Below are 14228 nucleotides of genomic sequence, written 5' to 3' on the forward strand. Positions count from 1 at the left end.
CTCACGCAACCGTACCGAGCGGGTACGGAGGGTGAGTATGTCGAGGAGCGGTGCGATGACAGGGGCGGACGTCTTGCGGAGGAAACCGAGAAGGCAGGCCGGGCCGGAGAAGCAGCGTCCCCTCTGGGTGGAGATCCCCCTGCTCGTCGTCGTCGCGCTCTGCCTCGCGCTGCTCATCAAGACCTTCCTGGTGCAGGCGTTCTCCATCCCCTCCGAGTCCATGCAGAACACCCTGCAGGAAGGGGACAGGGTCCTCGTCGACAAGCTGACCCCCTGGTTCGGCTCGGAGCCCGAGCGGGGCGAGGTCGTCGTCTTCCACGACCCCGACGGCTGGCTGACGGGCGTCGAGGCCCAGCAGCCCAACGTGGTCCAGCAGGCGCTGACCTTCGTCGGGCTGATGCCGTCGGCGGAGGAGAAGGACCTGATCAAGCGGGTGATCGGAGTCGGCGGCGACACCGTCGAGTGCTCCGGCACCGGCCCGCTCCGGCTCAACGGCCAGGCGCTGGACGAGCCGTACGTCTACCCCGGCAACACCGCGTGCAGCCCGGGCGGGGACGGCGAGTTCAAGGTGACTGTCCCCGACGGAAAGATCTGGGTGATGGGCGACCACCGTCAGGCGTCCGTCGACTCCCGCTACCACCAGCACGACAAGAACGGCGGCATGGTCCCCGAGGACGAGGTGGTCGGACGGGCCGTCGTGGTCGCCTGGCCGGTCGGCCGCTGGGCGACCCTGCCGATCCCGGCGACCTTCAGCCGGCCCGGCATCGAGTCGGCGGCCGTCCCCGGCGGCCTCGCCCTCGCCGGCGCGCTCCCGCTCCTGGCGGTGCGACGCCGGCGGAGGGCACGCGGAACCGACAGCCCTCAGGCGGAGTGGTCCCCGAACCGCAGGACGTAACGCCGCTGCCACGGGGTCTCCACCGCGCTCGGGTGGTAGTGCGCCCGTACGAAGCCGACCGCCTCGTCCGGGCGCACCCCGTCAAGCACCGCCAGGCACGCCAGGGCCGTGCCCGTACGCCCCCGGCCGCCCGCGCACGCGACCTCCACCCGCTCACCGGCGGCCCGGGCCCACACCTCCTCCAGCAGGGACCGGGCCGCCTCGTCGTCGGCCGGGAGGCGGAAGTCGGGCCACCGCAGCCAGCGCGACTCCCACGCCACCGGTTCGGGCTCACGGCCCAGCAGGCGCACCGAGAACTCGGGGACAGGACCTTCGGGCAGCGGCCGACGCAGCCCCCGGCCGCGCACGAGGCGCCCCGAGGGCAGACGCAGAATTCCAGGGGAGGCCGGATCCCACGCTTCACTCATGCCCCCCATTCTCACTCCTCGGGAGGCACCTCGGAGTTCAGGGGACGCGCCAGCAGAGGTGCGCCGGGCACCTGGTGGCCGCCGCTGGCCAGCATCCGTACCTCGCCCCTGGCGCTGATCTCGGCGCGGACGATCCCGGTCTCGTCCTCGTACACGGGATGTCCTCCCGCCCCCGCACGCTCGGTCATCCGGACGACGACGACGTCGTCCTCCGCGCCGAGTGTCTGGAAGATCAGCTCGAAACGTTCCGGATAGTCCATGTGGGCCTCCCGATCGGGCACGACGAACGCCGGACCCCTTGGATTCCATTGTTTCCCAGCGTCGCCCTCCGCGCCCGGTCAAGGGAAGGGCAGGTTCGGCCGCTCGGCGGGCGTCCGGCCGGCGACGGACGGAACCGCGACGCCATTGTCCGGGACGGAGGGACGGCGAACGAGCCCAACGGGCGGAGCGGTCCGGTCGATCGGGTGACTCGGTGCCGGGGCACAACATGACTGATCGCCGCCCGGGCTAGGCATGCGCACATGAGACTAGATCCCCCACAGACGAACCGTGTCTCCACGCGTGCCCGCACTCTCCGCGCGGTCGGCGCCGTCGTGTGCGCCGTCCTCGCCTCGGCGATGGTCACGGGCTGCGGATCGGACGGTGACTCCGTGTCGGCGTCGGCGACTTCGGAGGCCGCGAAGGTCGTACCGCACCAGGCGACCACCACTCCGGCCTCTCCCAGCCCGTCCGCGACCAAGCTGACGCAGGAGCAGCAGAAGCGCAAGGACGTGCTCGACGCCACGAAGATCACCTTCGACAAGGCGGCCAAGACCGCGGTGGACGCGGTCTCCGGCAGCAAGCTGGTCGACCTGGAGCTCGGCGGGCTCGACGACGACGAGGACGCCAGCCCCAGCCCCAGCCCGACCGGGAGCCCGAGCCCCACGAGCAGCCCGAGTCCGACCGGCAGCCCCAGCCCCACGGGCAGCCCGAGCCCCACCGGCAGCCCCAGCGACCCCGAGTGGGTCGCGGAGGTCGCGGAGAAGGACGGCACCGCGCACACCGTCCGGATCAACGCCGTCACCGGCAAGGTTCTGGACACCACCGAGGACGACAACCAGTCCGCCGACGACAAGAGCCGGCTGTCCGGGATGATCGGCAAGGCCACCCAGACACCGGAGCAGGCGGCGAAGACGGCCACCGACAAGCAGAAGGGTTGGGTGACCTCCATCGGGCTGGAGGAGAACGACGACGACGTACTCGTCTGGCAGGTCGACGTCGTCGACTCCGACTGGAACCAGACCGACTTCGAGATCGACGCCGCCAAGGGAACGATCGTCGGTGAAGTGACCGAGGAGACCGAAGAGAACTGATTCCCCGACCGTTGGCTCCGATTCGGTGGTGTGCCGCCCGTGCACACCACCGAATCGCTGTTTCTCCACACGGTCCACGACCGTTCGAAGCCCCCGGGCATCGGGCAGGTCAGGCCTGATGCCGCTCGGGGCGCAACGCGTGGGCCAGGCCGTGTTCCGCGGTGTCCTTGAGCGCCCGGTCGTAGGCCGTCTCGTACGCCGAATGACCCGCGGCCTCGCGGGCGAGGCGCTCCCAACGGTCACGGATCGCGCCCAGCTCCGGAGTGCCGCGGTGCGGGTGGCCGACCATCCGCCAGAACGTCTGCCCCGTCCCCAGGGTGCGCGCCGCGCCCACGCCGTCGCCCTGGGCGGCGATGGCACCGGCGAGCAGGTCCAGCGCGAGAGCGATCCCGAGACTGTCCTGGAGCTGGTGCTTGCTGGTGAGCATGGCGCGGGCATGGGTCTCCGCGTCCCGAGGCCGGCCGTGCATCATGTGTATGAGCGCCAGTTGGTGGTCCGCGTAGCCGCGCGCCCAGCGGTCCCCGTACTCCAGACTGATCCGCTGGAGTCCGACGGCGTCCCCGTACGCCTCCTCCAGACGGCCCTGGGCCGTCAGCGCGAACAGGCGTATCACCCGACAGCGCAGGACGGACGGCGCGACGGCGGGCTCCACCGGCAGTTCCCGCAGCGCGCCGTCGCTCACCGCCAGCGCAGCCTGCGGCCGGCCCGCCATGAGGTGGTTGAAGCTCACCGTGTGCGCGGCGGAGAGGATCGATTCGGCATCGGCGTCCTCCCGCGCGCAACGGGCACACTCCTCCCCGACCTCCGACGCCGCCCCGTGGTCCCCCTGGAGGGTGAGAGTGACGCCGAGGGCCCACAGGGCCCGGGTCCGGTCCCTGCCCCCGCCCGGATGCAGGGCGAGGACCCGCTCCAGATAGGAACGCGCCTGATGGAGATGGCCGCAGCAGCTCCAGAACAGCCCGGCCTGACCCGCCATGCGCAGGGCCAGCGCGGGGGACGCCACCAGGAGGTGGTCCAGAGCGGCCGACAGATCCGTGTGACTCTCGTCCATACGCCGGTAGCGCGCGAGCTGACGGGGGCCCAGCCACCCCCGGTGCGACTCGTCCGTGACCTCGGCGAAGTGCGCGGCGTGCCGGTCGGCGAGCACCCCGTCCTCCGCCAGCTCCCGCAGCCACATGGCACCGTACTCGCGCAGCGTGTCGAGCATGCGGTAGCCGGCGCCGTCCCGCTGCAGCACCGACTGCGCGGCGAGCCTCTCCAGACCGCGCGCCACCCCGTCCGGTGTGAGCGGCCCCCCGGAGCAGACCGCCTGCGCGTCCGCCAGCCGGATCCCTCCGTGGAAGACGGAGAGCCGGGCCCACAGCAGCCGTTCGAGCGGCGCGCACAGTTCGTGGCTCCAGCCGATCGTGGTCCGCAGCGCCCGGTGACGCCGGGGCCAGGTCGTGTCGTCCACGAGCGAGTCGAGCCGGGAGGCGAGCAGCCCGAGGAGCTCCTCCACCTCCGACTCCCGCAACCGGGCACAGGCGAGTTCCACGGCGAGCGGAATGCCCTCCAGGCGCCGGCAGATCTCTCCCACGGCCGCCGCCGCCCGCGGCGTGTCGAGTTGCCGGGCCGGAGCGGTGAGCGCGGCCCGCTCGCGGAAGAGGCGCTGGGCGTCGCCCCCGGTGGCCAGCGGCGGCACCGCCACGACGTACTCGCCCGCCACGTCCAGCGGCTCCCGGCTGGTCGCGAGCACGGTGAGCCCCGGCGCCGCGGCGAGCAGCCGCTCCACCAGATCCCGGCAGGCCGTCAGGACCCTTTCGCAGCAGTCCAGGACGAGCAGCAGCCGCTGATCCGCCAGCCATTCGCTCAGCGCCTCCACAGGACGGCGCCGGCTGTGGTCCAGCAGACCGACCGCGTCGCAGACGGCGGTCGTCAGCGACGCGTCACCGTGCAGGTGCGAGAGATCGGCCCAGCAGACACCACCGGCGAAGCGAGCAGCTATTCGGTCCGCGACATGGAGCGCGAGCCGGCTCTTGCCTATGCCTCCGGGGCCCGTGAGAGTGACCAGCCGGTGTTCGTCCAGTGCCCGCTCGGTCCGGGCCAGCTCACCGCTTCTGCCGATGAAACTGGTCGTGACGGCGGGTGGGTTGCCCATCACGGGGTCATCCTGCCTCCCCCGGGGGCGCGCCTCCTCCCCTTGCGCGGAAGCAATCAAAAACGGCCGACATGTGATGTTCCGGGAGCCATGAATTGGCGTGAATGTCCGTGGCGCCGACGGGCCGGAGGAGCCTAAAGCGTGTTGTGAAAGTAGCGCCGTCCGCCCGGAGGGACTTTCACAACACGCTTCAGCGCGGAACCGGTACGGCACGGGCCCCGGTCCGTACACGTCCCGTACGCCGGGTCGCGCGCGCCGGGACCGTGTGCGCTCCGGCTCAGGGCCGCAGCACCAGCTTTCCCACGGTGCGCCGTGCGAGCAGGTCCTCGTGCGCCCGCCGGGCCTCGGCCAGCGGATGGACGCCACCGGTGAGGGGACTCAGCCGGCCCCGCAGCGTCAGGTCGAGAAGCTCGCCGAGCGCCGTCGAGAAGGCGCCCGGACGGGAGAGCGACCTGCCCAGCTGGAACCCGGTCACCGACGCGTTCAGCATCAGGAGCCGGCCCGTGTCCAGCGGCGCCGGCGCGGACCTGGACGCGTTGCCGTAGGTGACGATCCTGCCGTGTTCCGCGAGCGAGGCCAGCCCCTGGTCGAAGAGCGCGCCCCCGGAGGCGTCCAGCACGATGTCCGCCTTCCCGGCGAGCGGGTACTCCACCGCCTCGTCCGCACCCGCCTTCAGGGCGGCGGCACGCTTCTCGGGCGTCGAGGCCACCGCCACCACACGGCCGGCGCCGAACTCCCGGGCCAGCTGCACCGCCAGATTGCCCACGCCGCCGGCGGCCGCGTGCACCACCACGGTCTCGCCCGGCACCAGCCGTGCCGCCGACTTCAGCAGGTGCCAGGCGGTGAGCCCCTGTGTCAGCAGGGCCAGCGCCTGCCCGGCGTCGAGTTCCTCGGGAAGGCCGATCATGGTGGCCGGGTCCGCGCTCACCCGCTCCGCGTACCCGGACCGCACCCTCGCCAGAACCCGCCTGCCGTCCTCGGTGCGTCCGACGACCTCCGTACCGGGAACGAACGGGTGGCCGCCCGCGGTCGGGTACGTGCCGTCGGTGACCATGGTGTCCACGAAGTTCACACCGGCCGCCTCGACGTCGAGCAGCGTCCGTCCCTCCGCGGGGACGGGGTCGGGCACCTCCGCGTACTCCAGCACCTCGGGGCCACCGGATCTGCGGACTTGGATCGCGTGCATGCGTGTCACCGTTTCGACGGGGGAACAGTAGCGCCCACCTGCCCGGTCATCGCCGGGAACGAGGCACCGGGCACGTTATCGAACGTCACCGAGAGGTCCCAGCTGGGCTGCCCCAGCTCGTCGAACACATGGTGGGCGCGGTCCGGATCGGTGGAGAGCACCCGCAGCACTCCCGGCACCGCGATGCCGGGCAGGACCAGCCGGTAGAGGTCGGAGGCGAGGAGAAGCAGGCTGTCCGGCCTGTCCACGGTGGTGGAGACGAGCTGTAATCCGGTGAACGCGCCCACCAGCACGTTCGCGGTCTCCAGCGGGTCGATGTGCTCGAACACCTCGCCCTGGGAGCGGCCTTCGGTCAGCAGGGTCGCGATGACGTCCCGCCACTGCGGCCACGGTCCGCCGAAGAACGGCCGCGCGTTCTGGTCGGCGGCCAGCCGTGCCGCACCCTGGAGTAACGGCTCCCGGGGCAGCCGGTACGCGAGGAGCAGGCCCAGATCCACGATGGCCTGCATCTTCACCGGATTGTCCGGCTTGATGATGACCGCGTGCTGGAGCACCGCGTGCGCCAGCGCCTCCTTGCCGGAGAAGTGGAAGTACAGGGCCCCCTTGGTCACTCCGGCCAGGGACATGATCTCGCTGATGGTGGACGCTTCGTACCCGTTCGACGCGAACACCGCCGCAGCGGCCTCCAGCACGGTGTAGCGCGTTCTGATGGCCCGCTCCTGCTGCGCCATGCCCGACTCCTTCGGTCCGTCCGGTCCGCCCTGCCGCGCGCGGCGCGTCTCATGAGGAGGGCGGGCGCGAAACAGGCGCGCCGGTATGTTACCCCTGCTCGCGAGCCCTGACTCCCGTGACGAGTACGGCATGTGACGGACCGGCACCTGTCGGCCGAAGGCGGGTTCGACGCCCGCCGCCGTCAGGTCCTCGCACCCCTCCGCTCAGCCGTTCCACCTCTGCGATCACCCTCCCGAGGCCCCCTGTACGGTTCAGGAACCGGCGGACCGGCCGCCGGGCGAACGGAGCTGGGCACGCATGGGATCCCTCAAGGGCAGGACGGCGCTGGTGACCGGGGCGAGCCGCGGTATCGGACGCGGGATCGCCAGGCGCCTCGCCGCGGACGGCGCACTCGTCGCCGTCCACTACGCGAGCAACGAGGAGGCCGCCGCGCGGACCGTCTCCGGCATCCGCGACGACGGCGGACGCTGCTTCCCGGTACGCGCCGAGCTCGGCGTCGACGGAGACGTCCGGGCCCTGTTCGACGCCTTCGACGCCGGCGCCCGCGAGCAGGGGGCCGGACCGGGGATCGACATCCTGGTCAACAACGCCGCCGTCAGCATCTCCGCGCGCATCGAGGATCTGCGGGCCGAGGACTTCGACCGGCTGATCGCGGTCAACACCCGGGCCCCGCTCTTCGTCATCCAGGAGACGCTGAAGCGGATGGGGGAGGGCGGCCGCATCGTCAACATCTCCTCCGCCGCGAGCAGGAGTGCGCTGCCGCGGACCCTCGCGTACTCGATGAGCAAGGGGGCGGTCGACTCCCTGACCCGCACCCTGGCCGAGGAACTGGGTCCCCGCGGCATCACGGTGAACGCCGTGGCACCGGGGTTCGTCGAGACGGAGATGAACGCCTCCCGGCGCGCCACCGAGGAAGCGCGGAACGCGATCGCCGCACTCTCCGCCTTCGACCGGATCGGCCGCCCCGACGACATCGCCGACATCGTCGCGTTCCTGGCGTCCGACGACTCCCGGTGGATCACCGGTCAGTACATCGACGCCACCGGCGGCAGCACGCTCTGACGGCATGGGCCGTGTCCGCCCCGGACGCCGAGTGCCCTCCCCCACTCCGGACCGTGGACGGACCGGCCGGAGAGGGGAAGGAGACGGTGGGGGTGTCGGCCGGGCCGCTCAGACACGCGCCAGACGCAGGTCCACACCGCCGGCACGGATCCCCTCCGCTGCGGCCTCGGCCAGCGCGTCGTCCGTGACGACGGTGTCGAACGCGCCGAGCGGGGCCACCCGGAACTTGCCGAAGGTGCCGAACTTCGAGGAGCCCGCGACCAGCACGGAACTCCCCGTGCACTCCATCGCGGCCTGCTTGACCTCCACCTTGGCGGCCGACGGAGTGGTCACCCCGCGCAGCAGGTCCCAGGAGCTGGTGCTGATGAAGGCGATGTCCAGGGCGAGCTGCCGCAGTGTGGTCGCGGCCAGGCGGCCGACGCTCGACCGGTTCGACGGGTCCACCTGCCCGCCGATGTGTATGACGTCGAGGTGGGTGAAGGGCATCAGCCGGTCCACGGTCGTGAAGTCGTTGGTGACGACCGTCAGCGACTCGTGACGCGCCAGCAGCGGAACCATCGCCAGCAGGGTCGTTCCGGCGTCCAGATAGACCGTCATGCCCTCCCGTACGAGCTCCACCGCGTTCGCTGCCATGGCCTTCTTCTCCGGCTGCTCCACGAGCGACTTCGCCTGGAAGCTGGGCTCGCTCTGGAGATGGCTGGCGATCCGGACACCGCCGGGCACGGAGAACACGAGGCCCTGCCGTTCCAGTTCGGCGATGTCGCGTCGGACCGTCATGTGCGAGACGCCGAAGATCTGCGTGATCTGCTGCACGCTGAGCACTCCGTCACGGCGCAAGTGCTTCACCAGCAGTTCGCGCCGCTGATCGGGGATCAGGGGCAGGGGCTCTTCGTCGGCCATCTACGGAATACCTTTCTTCCCACGACCACCACAGGTCGCTGCTCGATTGTGCCGTTCCCGGTGCTGTGCGCCCAAAAGGACTCGGTGTTCAGGAACCGACGAAGGTGCTGAGCAGCAGGACTCCGCCGAGGCTGAGCAGCGACTGCAGCGACAGCATGAGCGTCCAGGTACGGAACGTCTGGGCCACCGACAGCTGGTAGTACTCCTTGAAGAGCCAGAAGCCGGAGTCGTTGACGTGCGAGAGCATCACCGCGCCGGAGGCCGTCGCGAGGACCAGCAGTTCTGGCGAGAGGCCGGGGTACGCGCCGATGAGGGGCGCCACGATGCCGGTGGCCGCGGCGGTGGCCACCGTCGCCGATCCCAGACAGATCCGCAGCAGGGCCGCGACCAGCCAGGCGAGCAGCAGCGGCGGGATCGACCAGTGGACGGCGTAGTCCGAGATCAGCTTGTCGATGCCGGTCGCGGTGAGCATCGCCTTGAGGCCGCCCCCGGCGCCGAGGATCAGCACGATCCCGCCGACCGGGCCGAGACCCTTGCCCGCCATCTTCTGGAGCTGGCCGAGACCGAAGCCGGAGCGCAGGCCCAGGGCGAAGAACGCGAAGACCACGGCGGCGAGCAGCGAGATCACCGAGGAGTCGCAGGCCTCGAAGAACGCGTAGGGGAGGGAGCCCTCGGCCGTGTTGGAGGTGCCCACGGTTCCGATCAGCATGAGCACCGGCGGCAGCAGCACGGTGATCAGCGCCAGGGTGAAGGAGGCGGGCCGGCGCTGGTTCTCCGGCGCGGGGCCCGGCTCGGGGACCGGCCCGTTGTCCAGGTCGGGCGCGGGGCCGAACCACCGGGAGGCGAACCGGGTGAGCAGCGGACCACTGATCACGGCGATCGGGATGCCGATGATCAGGCCGTACAGGATGGTGAGGCCGGTGTTCGCGCCGTACGCGGAGACCGCCAGGGTGGGGGAGGGGTGCGGGGGCAGCAGCCCGTGCGAGATGTACAGGCCCGCCGCCATCGGGAGCCCCACGTACAGCAGGTGCGTCCCGGTGCGCTTGGCCACCGCGTAGACGAGCGGCACCAGCATCACGAAGCTGACGTCGAACAGGTGCGGCATGCCGATGAGGAGCGCCGCGGCGGTGATCGCGGTGGGGATCCACTTCACCGGACGGGCACCGATGAAGACGGTGGCTATTCGGTCGGCGCCGCCCGAGCCCAGCAGGATGCCGCCGAGGATGGTGCCCAGGCCGATGGTCGGGCCGGTGCTCTTCAGCGCGTCGCCGAAGCCGTCCTGGAAGTGCGCGACGGTGTCGCCGGGGCCGATGCTGGCCGCGAGCCCGAGGCCGAGGGCGGCGAGGGCGAGCGCCAGGAACGGGTGGAGCTTGGCCTTCGTGATCAGAAGGATGAGTACGACGACGGCGGCGATGCCCAGCAGCAGGTGCTGGAGATCGGTGCTCATCAACGGCTCGCAGGGGCGGAGGAGGAGCCGGTGGCGCGGGAGGTGCGTCCGGCGGTCCAGGCGTGCAGCAGGCCGGCGTCGGCGTCGGCGAGATCCGCGAGCGTGATGAGCTCACCGGCTGCGACGTCACGGCTCAGGGTGGCGTGGGCCGCCAGGTAGAGCGGGGCGGTGTCGGCGGGGGCGTCCTCGTCGCGCAGCAGCACGGCCTGCACGCCGGTGACGTCGTGGTGGTGGCCGCCCATGGCCAGCGCGGTGCCGGCCGGCAGGTCGTGCCGGGCGCGGCCGGCCAGTACGGCGTGTCCGCGCGGGTCGGTGCCGCCCGAAGGCCGGCCGTGCAGCACCGCGGAGAGCAGCGAGACGGGGGTCTCGACCCCCATGAGGTGGTACGGGAGATAGATCGCGGCGTACCGGCCGTCGCGGCTGACGACGTGCCCCTTGCCCCGCAGCGTCTCCCAGGTCACCGGGTCGCCGGTCCGCACGACCACGAAGACACCGCCCGCGAACGACGCCTCGTCCGGCAGCCGCAGCGCGCTGAAGACGTCGACGGCGCCGGGGCGGCGCAGCACGCCGCCGTCCTCGCGGAGGGCGTAGACGTCGGCGAGTTCGGCGATCCGGGCGACCGGGTAGTGGAGGCGCTCGGTGTCGGGCCGGAAGCCGGTATTGGTCGCGACGACGGCCATCTCGCAGTAGTCGGCGGTGGCGCCGACCGGCAGCGCGGACACCGCCGCGGCGCGTGCGGCCAGAGTGGAACGCGGGTCGTCGCCGAGGGAGAGCAGCCCGGCCAGCTCCGGCGCGGGGACGGTGGTGTCGAGCTGGGTGACCGTACCGGCGTCCGGGTCGAGGACCAGGTCGTACTCGCTGGACTTGCCGATGGCCACGATGTCGAGGCCCAGCAGTTCGGCCCAGGTCACCAGCGCGATGAGGTTGGCCGGCTGGTCGCCGTCGGCCGTGGTGTAGACGACACCGTTTTCCTGGGCGAGGTCGGCGAGGTGCAGACCCGCGACGGAGTCGACCTCCTTGCTCACCATGGCGACGTGGCGCCCGGCGGTCAGCGCGGCGCACGCCGTGGCGAAGCCGTCGGCGGGGCTGCCGGTCGCCTCCACCAGGATGTCCCAGGCACCGGCCGGCAGCAGGGCGCCCTCGCGCACCAAGGCGATCCGGCCCTCTTCGCCGGCCCGGGCGACCTCGACCGCGTCCGCACAGACAGACAGGGCGTCCGGGGCGTATCCGAGTTCGAGGAGCATCTCCGCCAGGCGTTCCACGTCCCGGTCGCACAGGACGGAGGGTGCCAGCCGGTCGATCCGCAGGGTCTGGGCGAGCAGGGTCCGGGCGAAGCCGCCGCCGGCTCCGGACAGTGCGTACCGCACGGTCCGGTCGCCGGTGCCGGCGAAAAGGTGGTGCACGTTCATGGGTGGCTCTCCTAGACGGACGCAGGACGCGGTGAAACGGCTCCGAACGGGGGCGGTCTCGGTCTGCGACGCGAGGGCACCGGGGAGCGTGTTAACAAGATGTATCAGCAGATCCCGTATGCGTAAAGTCTGTTAACATAATTTCACACGCCGGATCATGGATCACCCTCCCGGCACCGCACCCAACGCAAGGGGGTCCGTCCGATGCCGACGCTCGGGGCCATCGCCGACGACTTCACCGGAGCAACCGATCTCGCCACGATGCTCGTCGCGCGCGGCTACCGGACGGTGGTGACCGTCGGCCCCGACGGCATCACGGACAGCCGGAGCGGAACCGCGGTCCGCGAGGCGGACGCGCTGGTCGTCGCTCTCAAATCACGCACCGCCCCCGTCGGCGAGGCGGTCGCCGACTCGCTCGCGTCCCTCCGCGCTCTGCGCGACGCGGGCTGCCGGCGGTTCTACTTCAAGTACTGCTCGACCTTCGACTCCACGCCGCACGGCAACATCGGCCCGGTCGCGGACGCGCTCCTGGCCGAGCTCGGTGAGCGGCGCAGCGTCGTCGTCCCGTCCTTCCCGGCCACCGGGCGCACGGTCCGGGACGGACTGCTCTCCGTCCACGGCGAGCTGCTGGAGGACAGTCCGATGCGCCACCACCCGCTCACCCCGATGCGGGACTCGCACGTCGGGCGTCTCCTCGCCCCGCAGACCGGCCACCCGGTACGGCTCGTCGGTCTCGACACCGTACGGACCGGGATCGCCGCTCTGCGGGCGGCGCTGGACGAGCCGGATGCGGCAGACGCGCTGGTCGTCGTCGACGCGGTCACCGACGACGATCTGCGCACCGTCTCCGCAGCGGCGGAAGACCTCACCCTGGTCACCGGTGCCGCCGGGCTGGCGCTGGGCCTCACCGGCCCGCGCCCCGACGCGGACACCGCACGCGCCACACCCGCCTCCGCGCCCGGGGCCCCCGGCGTCGTACTGTCCGGCAGCGCCTCCTCCGCCACCCGCGCCCAGGTCGCCCACGGGCGGACCCGCCTGCCGCACCGCAAGCTCGACCTCGCCGCACTGCGGGCGGACTTCAGCGGCACCGTCGACGCCCTCGTCGCCTTCGCACGGGACTGCTGGCAGGACGACCCGCAGCGGCCACCGCTCATCTACGCGGTCGACGACCTGAGAGACCTCCGACAGCCCGCGCCCCCCGGCGCCGAACCCGCCGCCGAGCTCGTCGAACGCGCCCTCGCGGCCTGCGCCGCCCGGCTCGTCGACGCGGGCGCCCGCCGGATCCTGGTCGCGGGCGGGGAGACCTCCGGCGCCGTGGTCACCGCGCTCGGCGTACGCACCCTGAGCATCGGAGCACCGATCGCCCCGGGCGTCGCCTGGGCCCGGGCCGAAGGCCGGGTCCACGACCGCGACCACACCGTGGACCTCGCGCTCAAGTCCGGCAACTTCGGCGACACGACCATCTTCACCGAAGCCTGGAGCGCCCTGGTATGAGTACCCCCCGAGCCGACCTCGCGGCCGCCGGAGCACACCTCGCGGCCCTCGGCCTCAGCCCCGGCTCCTCCGGCAACCTCAGCGTCCGCGACGGTGAGCACATCCTCATCACCCCGACCGGCGCCGACCTCGCCCGCATCGACCCCGGAGACTTGAGTGTCCTCGGCCTCGACGGGCAGCACGTCGCCGGGCCCCGCCCCTCCAAGGAATTCCCGCTCCACACGGCCTTCTACCGCAGGAACCCCCATACCGGGGCCGTGGTGCACCTGCACTCCCGCCACGCCACCGCGGTCTCCTGCCTCCCGCCCTGGTCGCCGCGGAGCGCCGTCCCCCCGCTGACGCCGTACTTCGTCATGCGGGTCGGTCAGACACCCCTCCTCCCGTACGCGCCGCCCGGCGACGCCGCACAGGCCGAGCACCTCGCCGGTCTCGGATTCCCGCTGCGGGCGGCGCTGCTGCAGAACCACGGGTCGGTGGTCGCGGGCACCGACATGGGGGCGGCCGTCGACTCGGCGGTCGAACTGGAAGAGGTCTGCGCGCTTCTCCTGGCCCTCGGTGACCGCCCCGCCCGCCTCCTCGGCCCCGAGGAATCGGCGCTGCTCGCCACCAAGTACGCGTCACCCTGGGGCGTCGGCGACCGCGCCTGAGGAAGCCGCCCGGGACGCGTGCCCGTCTACCGCGGTTTCAGCGGGACGATCAGGCAGGTACTGGTCGCGTGGGCGAGGAGGCGGTCCTCCGCGTCGAGGAGCTCCGCCTGCGCCAGGCAGGTGGTGCGGCCGTTCTTGAGGACCGTGCCCACCGCCCTTACGGTGCCGGTGTCCGCCGTGACGGTCCGGAGGAACTTCACGTTGAGGTCGAGGGAGGTGTACCCCACCCCGGCGGGCAGCACCGAGTGGACGGCGCAGCCGGCCGCCGAGTCGAGCAGCGTCGCGTACACGCCGCCATGGACGCTGCCGATCGGGTTGTAGTGCTCCTCGCCCGGTTCCAGGGTGAACACCGCCCGCCCGGCCTCCACTTCGGTGATCCGGAAGCCCATCATCCGGCTGATCGGAGGGCTGGGGAGACGGCCGGCCACGAGGTCGCGCAGCATCTCCAGCCCGGTCGCCGTGCCGACGGCACCGGCAGAGACCGAAGGGTCTTCCCAGTCGTACGTGCGTGTCCGGCCCATCTGCCTTCGCTCCCGCCACTCGTGTTCACCTGAGGCTGC

14 protein-coding genes are annotated in these 14228 nt (G+C 71.9%); 5 read left to right on the plus strand and 9 right to left on the minus strand.

Annotation, left to right across the window (positions count from 1 at the left end; translation table 11 throughout):
* Positions 1–55 precede the first annotated feature (55 nt).
* Complete coding sequence (gene lepB, locus ACWCWD_RS28775) at positions 56–895, plus strand: signal peptidase I (RefSeq protein ID WP_450777145.1); 840 nt, start codon at positions 56–58, stop codon at positions 893–895.
* On the opposite strand, the gene ACWCWD_RS28780 is transcribed toward lepB, so the two are convergent.
* Complete coding sequence (locus tag ACWCWD_RS28780; protein WP_450777146.1) at positions 862–1302, minus strand: protein-tyrosine phosphatase family protein; 441 nt, start codon at positions 1300–1302, stop codon at positions 862–864. The genes lepB and ACWCWD_RS28780 overlap by 34 nt on opposite strands.
* Before the next feature lie 11 nt (positions 1303–1313).
* Entirely contained in the window at positions 1314–1562 is a 249-nt protein-coding gene (locus ACWCWD_RS28785) for a DUF6296 family protein (RefSeq protein WP_450777148.1), read from the minus strand.
* A 261-nt stretch (positions 1563–1823) separates the two neighbouring features.
* Here ACWCWD_RS28785 and ACWCWD_RS28790 point away from each other — a divergent pair, with 261 nt between their 5' ends.
* Positions 1824–2654: a PepSY domain-containing protein gene (locus ACWCWD_RS28790; protein ID WP_450777150.1), complete on the plus strand. Its 831-nt coding sequence runs from the start codon at positions 1824–1826 to the stop codon at positions 2652–2654.
* A 109-nt stretch (positions 2655–2763) separates the two neighbouring features.
* Here ACWCWD_RS28790 and ACWCWD_RS28795 read toward each other — a convergent pair whose 3' ends face one another.
* The 3 genes from ACWCWD_RS28795 to ACWCWD_RS28805 form a co-directional block, all read right to left on the minus strand.
* On the minus strand, positions 2764–4791 hold the full coding sequence (locus ACWCWD_RS28795; protein ID WP_450777200.1) for an ATP-binding protein: 2028 nt from the start codon (positions 4789–4791) through the stop codon (positions 2764–2766).
* A 277-nt stretch (positions 4792–5068) separates the two neighbouring features.
* Positions 5069–5977 (minus strand): quinone oxidoreductase family protein, encoded by a 909-nt coding sequence (locus ACWCWD_RS28800; protein WP_450777152.1) that lies wholly within the window; start codon positions 5975–5977, stop codon positions 5069–5071.
* Positions 5978–5982: 5 nt separating this feature from the next.
* The gene (locus tag ACWCWD_RS28805; RefSeq protein ID WP_450777153.1) at positions 5983–6708 is read right to left on the minus strand and encodes a ScbR family autoregulator-binding transcription factor; all 726 of its coding nucleotides are present in this window, start codon (positions 6706–6708) and stop codon (positions 5983–5985) included.
* Between the two features lie 298 nt (positions 6709–7006).
* Here ACWCWD_RS28805 and ACWCWD_RS28810 point away from each other — a divergent pair, with 298 nt between their 5' ends.
* On the plus strand, positions 7007–7771 hold the full coding sequence (locus tag ACWCWD_RS28810) for an SDR family oxidoreductase (protein ID WP_450777155.1): 765 nt from the start codon (positions 7007–7009) through the stop codon (positions 7769–7771).
* A gap of 108 nt (positions 7772–7879) precedes the next feature.
* Here the strand turns inward: ACWCWD_RS28810 and ACWCWD_RS28815 are convergent, their stop codons facing one another.
* The 3 genes from ACWCWD_RS28815 to ACWCWD_RS28825 all read right to left on the minus strand — a co-directional run bounded on the left by ACWCWD_RS28815 (position 7880) and on the right by ACWCWD_RS28825 (position 11527).
* Positions 7880–8671, minus strand: a complete 792-nt coding sequence (locus ACWCWD_RS28815) for a DeoR/GlpR family DNA-binding transcription regulator (protein ID WP_450777157.1) — start codon at positions 8669–8671, stop codon at positions 7880–7882.
* A gap of 88 nt (positions 8672–8759) precedes the next feature.
* Positions 8760–10118, minus strand: coding sequence for a GntT/GntP/DsdX family permease (locus tag ACWCWD_RS28820; protein ID WP_450777159.1), 1359 nt, complete (start codon positions 10116–10118; stop codon positions 8760–8762).
* Entirely contained in the window at positions 10118–11527 is a 1410-nt protein-coding gene (locus tag ACWCWD_RS28825; protein WP_450777161.1) for a homoserine dehydrogenase, read from the minus strand. Before ACWCWD_RS28825 ends, ACWCWD_RS28820 begins: the two co-directional genes overlap by 1 nt.
* A gap of 204 nt (positions 11528–11731) precedes the next feature.
* Here ACWCWD_RS28825 and otnK point away from each other — a divergent pair, with 204 nt between their 5' ends.
* A complete protein-coding gene (gene otnK, locus ACWCWD_RS28830) occupies positions 11732–13021 on the plus strand; it encodes a 3-oxo-tetronate kinase (protein WP_450777163.1) in 1290 nt (429 codons plus the stop codon).
* Positions 13018–13668 carry a class II aldolase/adducin family protein gene (locus ACWCWD_RS28835; protein WP_450777165.1) on the plus strand — a complete coding sequence of 217 codons (651 nt, stop codon included), beginning with the start codon at positions 13018–13020 and terminating at the stop codon, positions 13666–13668. The genes otnK and ACWCWD_RS28835 overlap by 4 nt, the downstream gene beginning before the upstream one ends.
* Before the next feature lie 26 nt (positions 13669–13694).
* Here the strand turns inward: ACWCWD_RS28835 and ACWCWD_RS28840 are convergent, their stop codons facing one another.
* Positions 13695–14189, minus strand: coding sequence for a PaaI family thioesterase (locus tag ACWCWD_RS28840; protein WP_450777167.1), 495 nt, complete (start codon positions 14187–14189; stop codon positions 13695–13697).
* Between the last annotated feature and the right edge of the window lie 39 nt (positions 14190–14228).

It is taken from the genome of Streptomyces sp. NPDC001493 (assembly GCF_053597235.1).

Excerpts from the sequence above, each read along its gene's own strand:
- lepB (WP_450777145.1), top strand. The coding sequence starts at position 56 with ATGACAGGGGCGGACGTCTTGCGGAGGAAACCGAGAAGGCAGGCCGGG.
- ACWCWD_RS28780 (WP_450777146.1), bottom strand. The coding sequence starts at position 1,302 with ATGAGTGAAGCGTGGGATCCGGCCTCCCCTGGAATTCTGCGTCTGCCC.
- ACWCWD_RS28785 (WP_450777148.1), bottom strand. The coding sequence starts at position 1,562 with ATGGACTATCCGGAACGTTTCGAGCTGATCTTCCAGACACTCGGCGCG.
- ACWCWD_RS28790 (WP_450777150.1), top strand. The coding sequence starts at position 1,824 with ATGAGACTAGATCCCCCACAGACGAACCGTGTCTCCACGCGTGCCCGC.
- ACWCWD_RS28795 (WP_450777200.1), bottom strand. The coding sequence starts at position 4,791 with ATGGGCAACCCACCCGCCGTCACGACCAGTTTCATCGGCAGAAGCGGT.
- ACWCWD_RS28800 (WP_450777152.1), bottom strand. The coding sequence starts at position 5,977 with ATGCACGCGATCCAAGTCCGCAGATCCGGTGGCCCCGAGGTGCTGGAG.
- ACWCWD_RS28805 (WP_450777153.1), bottom strand. The coding sequence starts at position 6,708 with ATGGCGCAGCAGGAGCGGGCCATCAGAACGCGCTACACCGTGCTGGAG.
- ACWCWD_RS28810 (WP_450777155.1), top strand. The coding sequence starts at position 7,007 with ATGGGATCCCTCAAGGGCAGGACGGCGCTGGTGACCGGGGCGAGCCGC.
- ACWCWD_RS28815 (WP_450777157.1), bottom strand. The coding sequence starts at position 8,671 with ATGGCCGACGAAGAGCCCCTGCCCCTGATCCCCGATCAGCGGCGCGAA.
- ACWCWD_RS28820 (WP_450777159.1), bottom strand. The coding sequence starts at position 10,118 with ATGAGCACCGATCTCCAGCACCTGCTGCTGGGCATCGCCGCCGTCGTC.
- ACWCWD_RS28825 (WP_450777161.1), bottom strand. The coding sequence starts at position 11,527 with ATGAACGTGCACCACCTTTTCGCCGGCACCGGCGACCGGACCGTGCGG.
- otnK (WP_450777163.1), top strand. The coding sequence starts at position 11,732 with ATGCCGACGCTCGGGGCCATCGCCGACGACTTCACCGGAGCAACCGAT.
- ACWCWD_RS28835 (WP_450777165.1), top strand. The coding sequence starts at position 13,018 with ATGAGTACCCCCCGAGCCGACCTCGCGGCCGCCGGAGCACACCTCGCG.
- ACWCWD_RS28840 (WP_450777167.1), bottom strand. The coding sequence starts at position 14,189 with ATGGGCCGGACACGCACGTACGACTGGGAAGACCCTTCGGTCTCTGCC.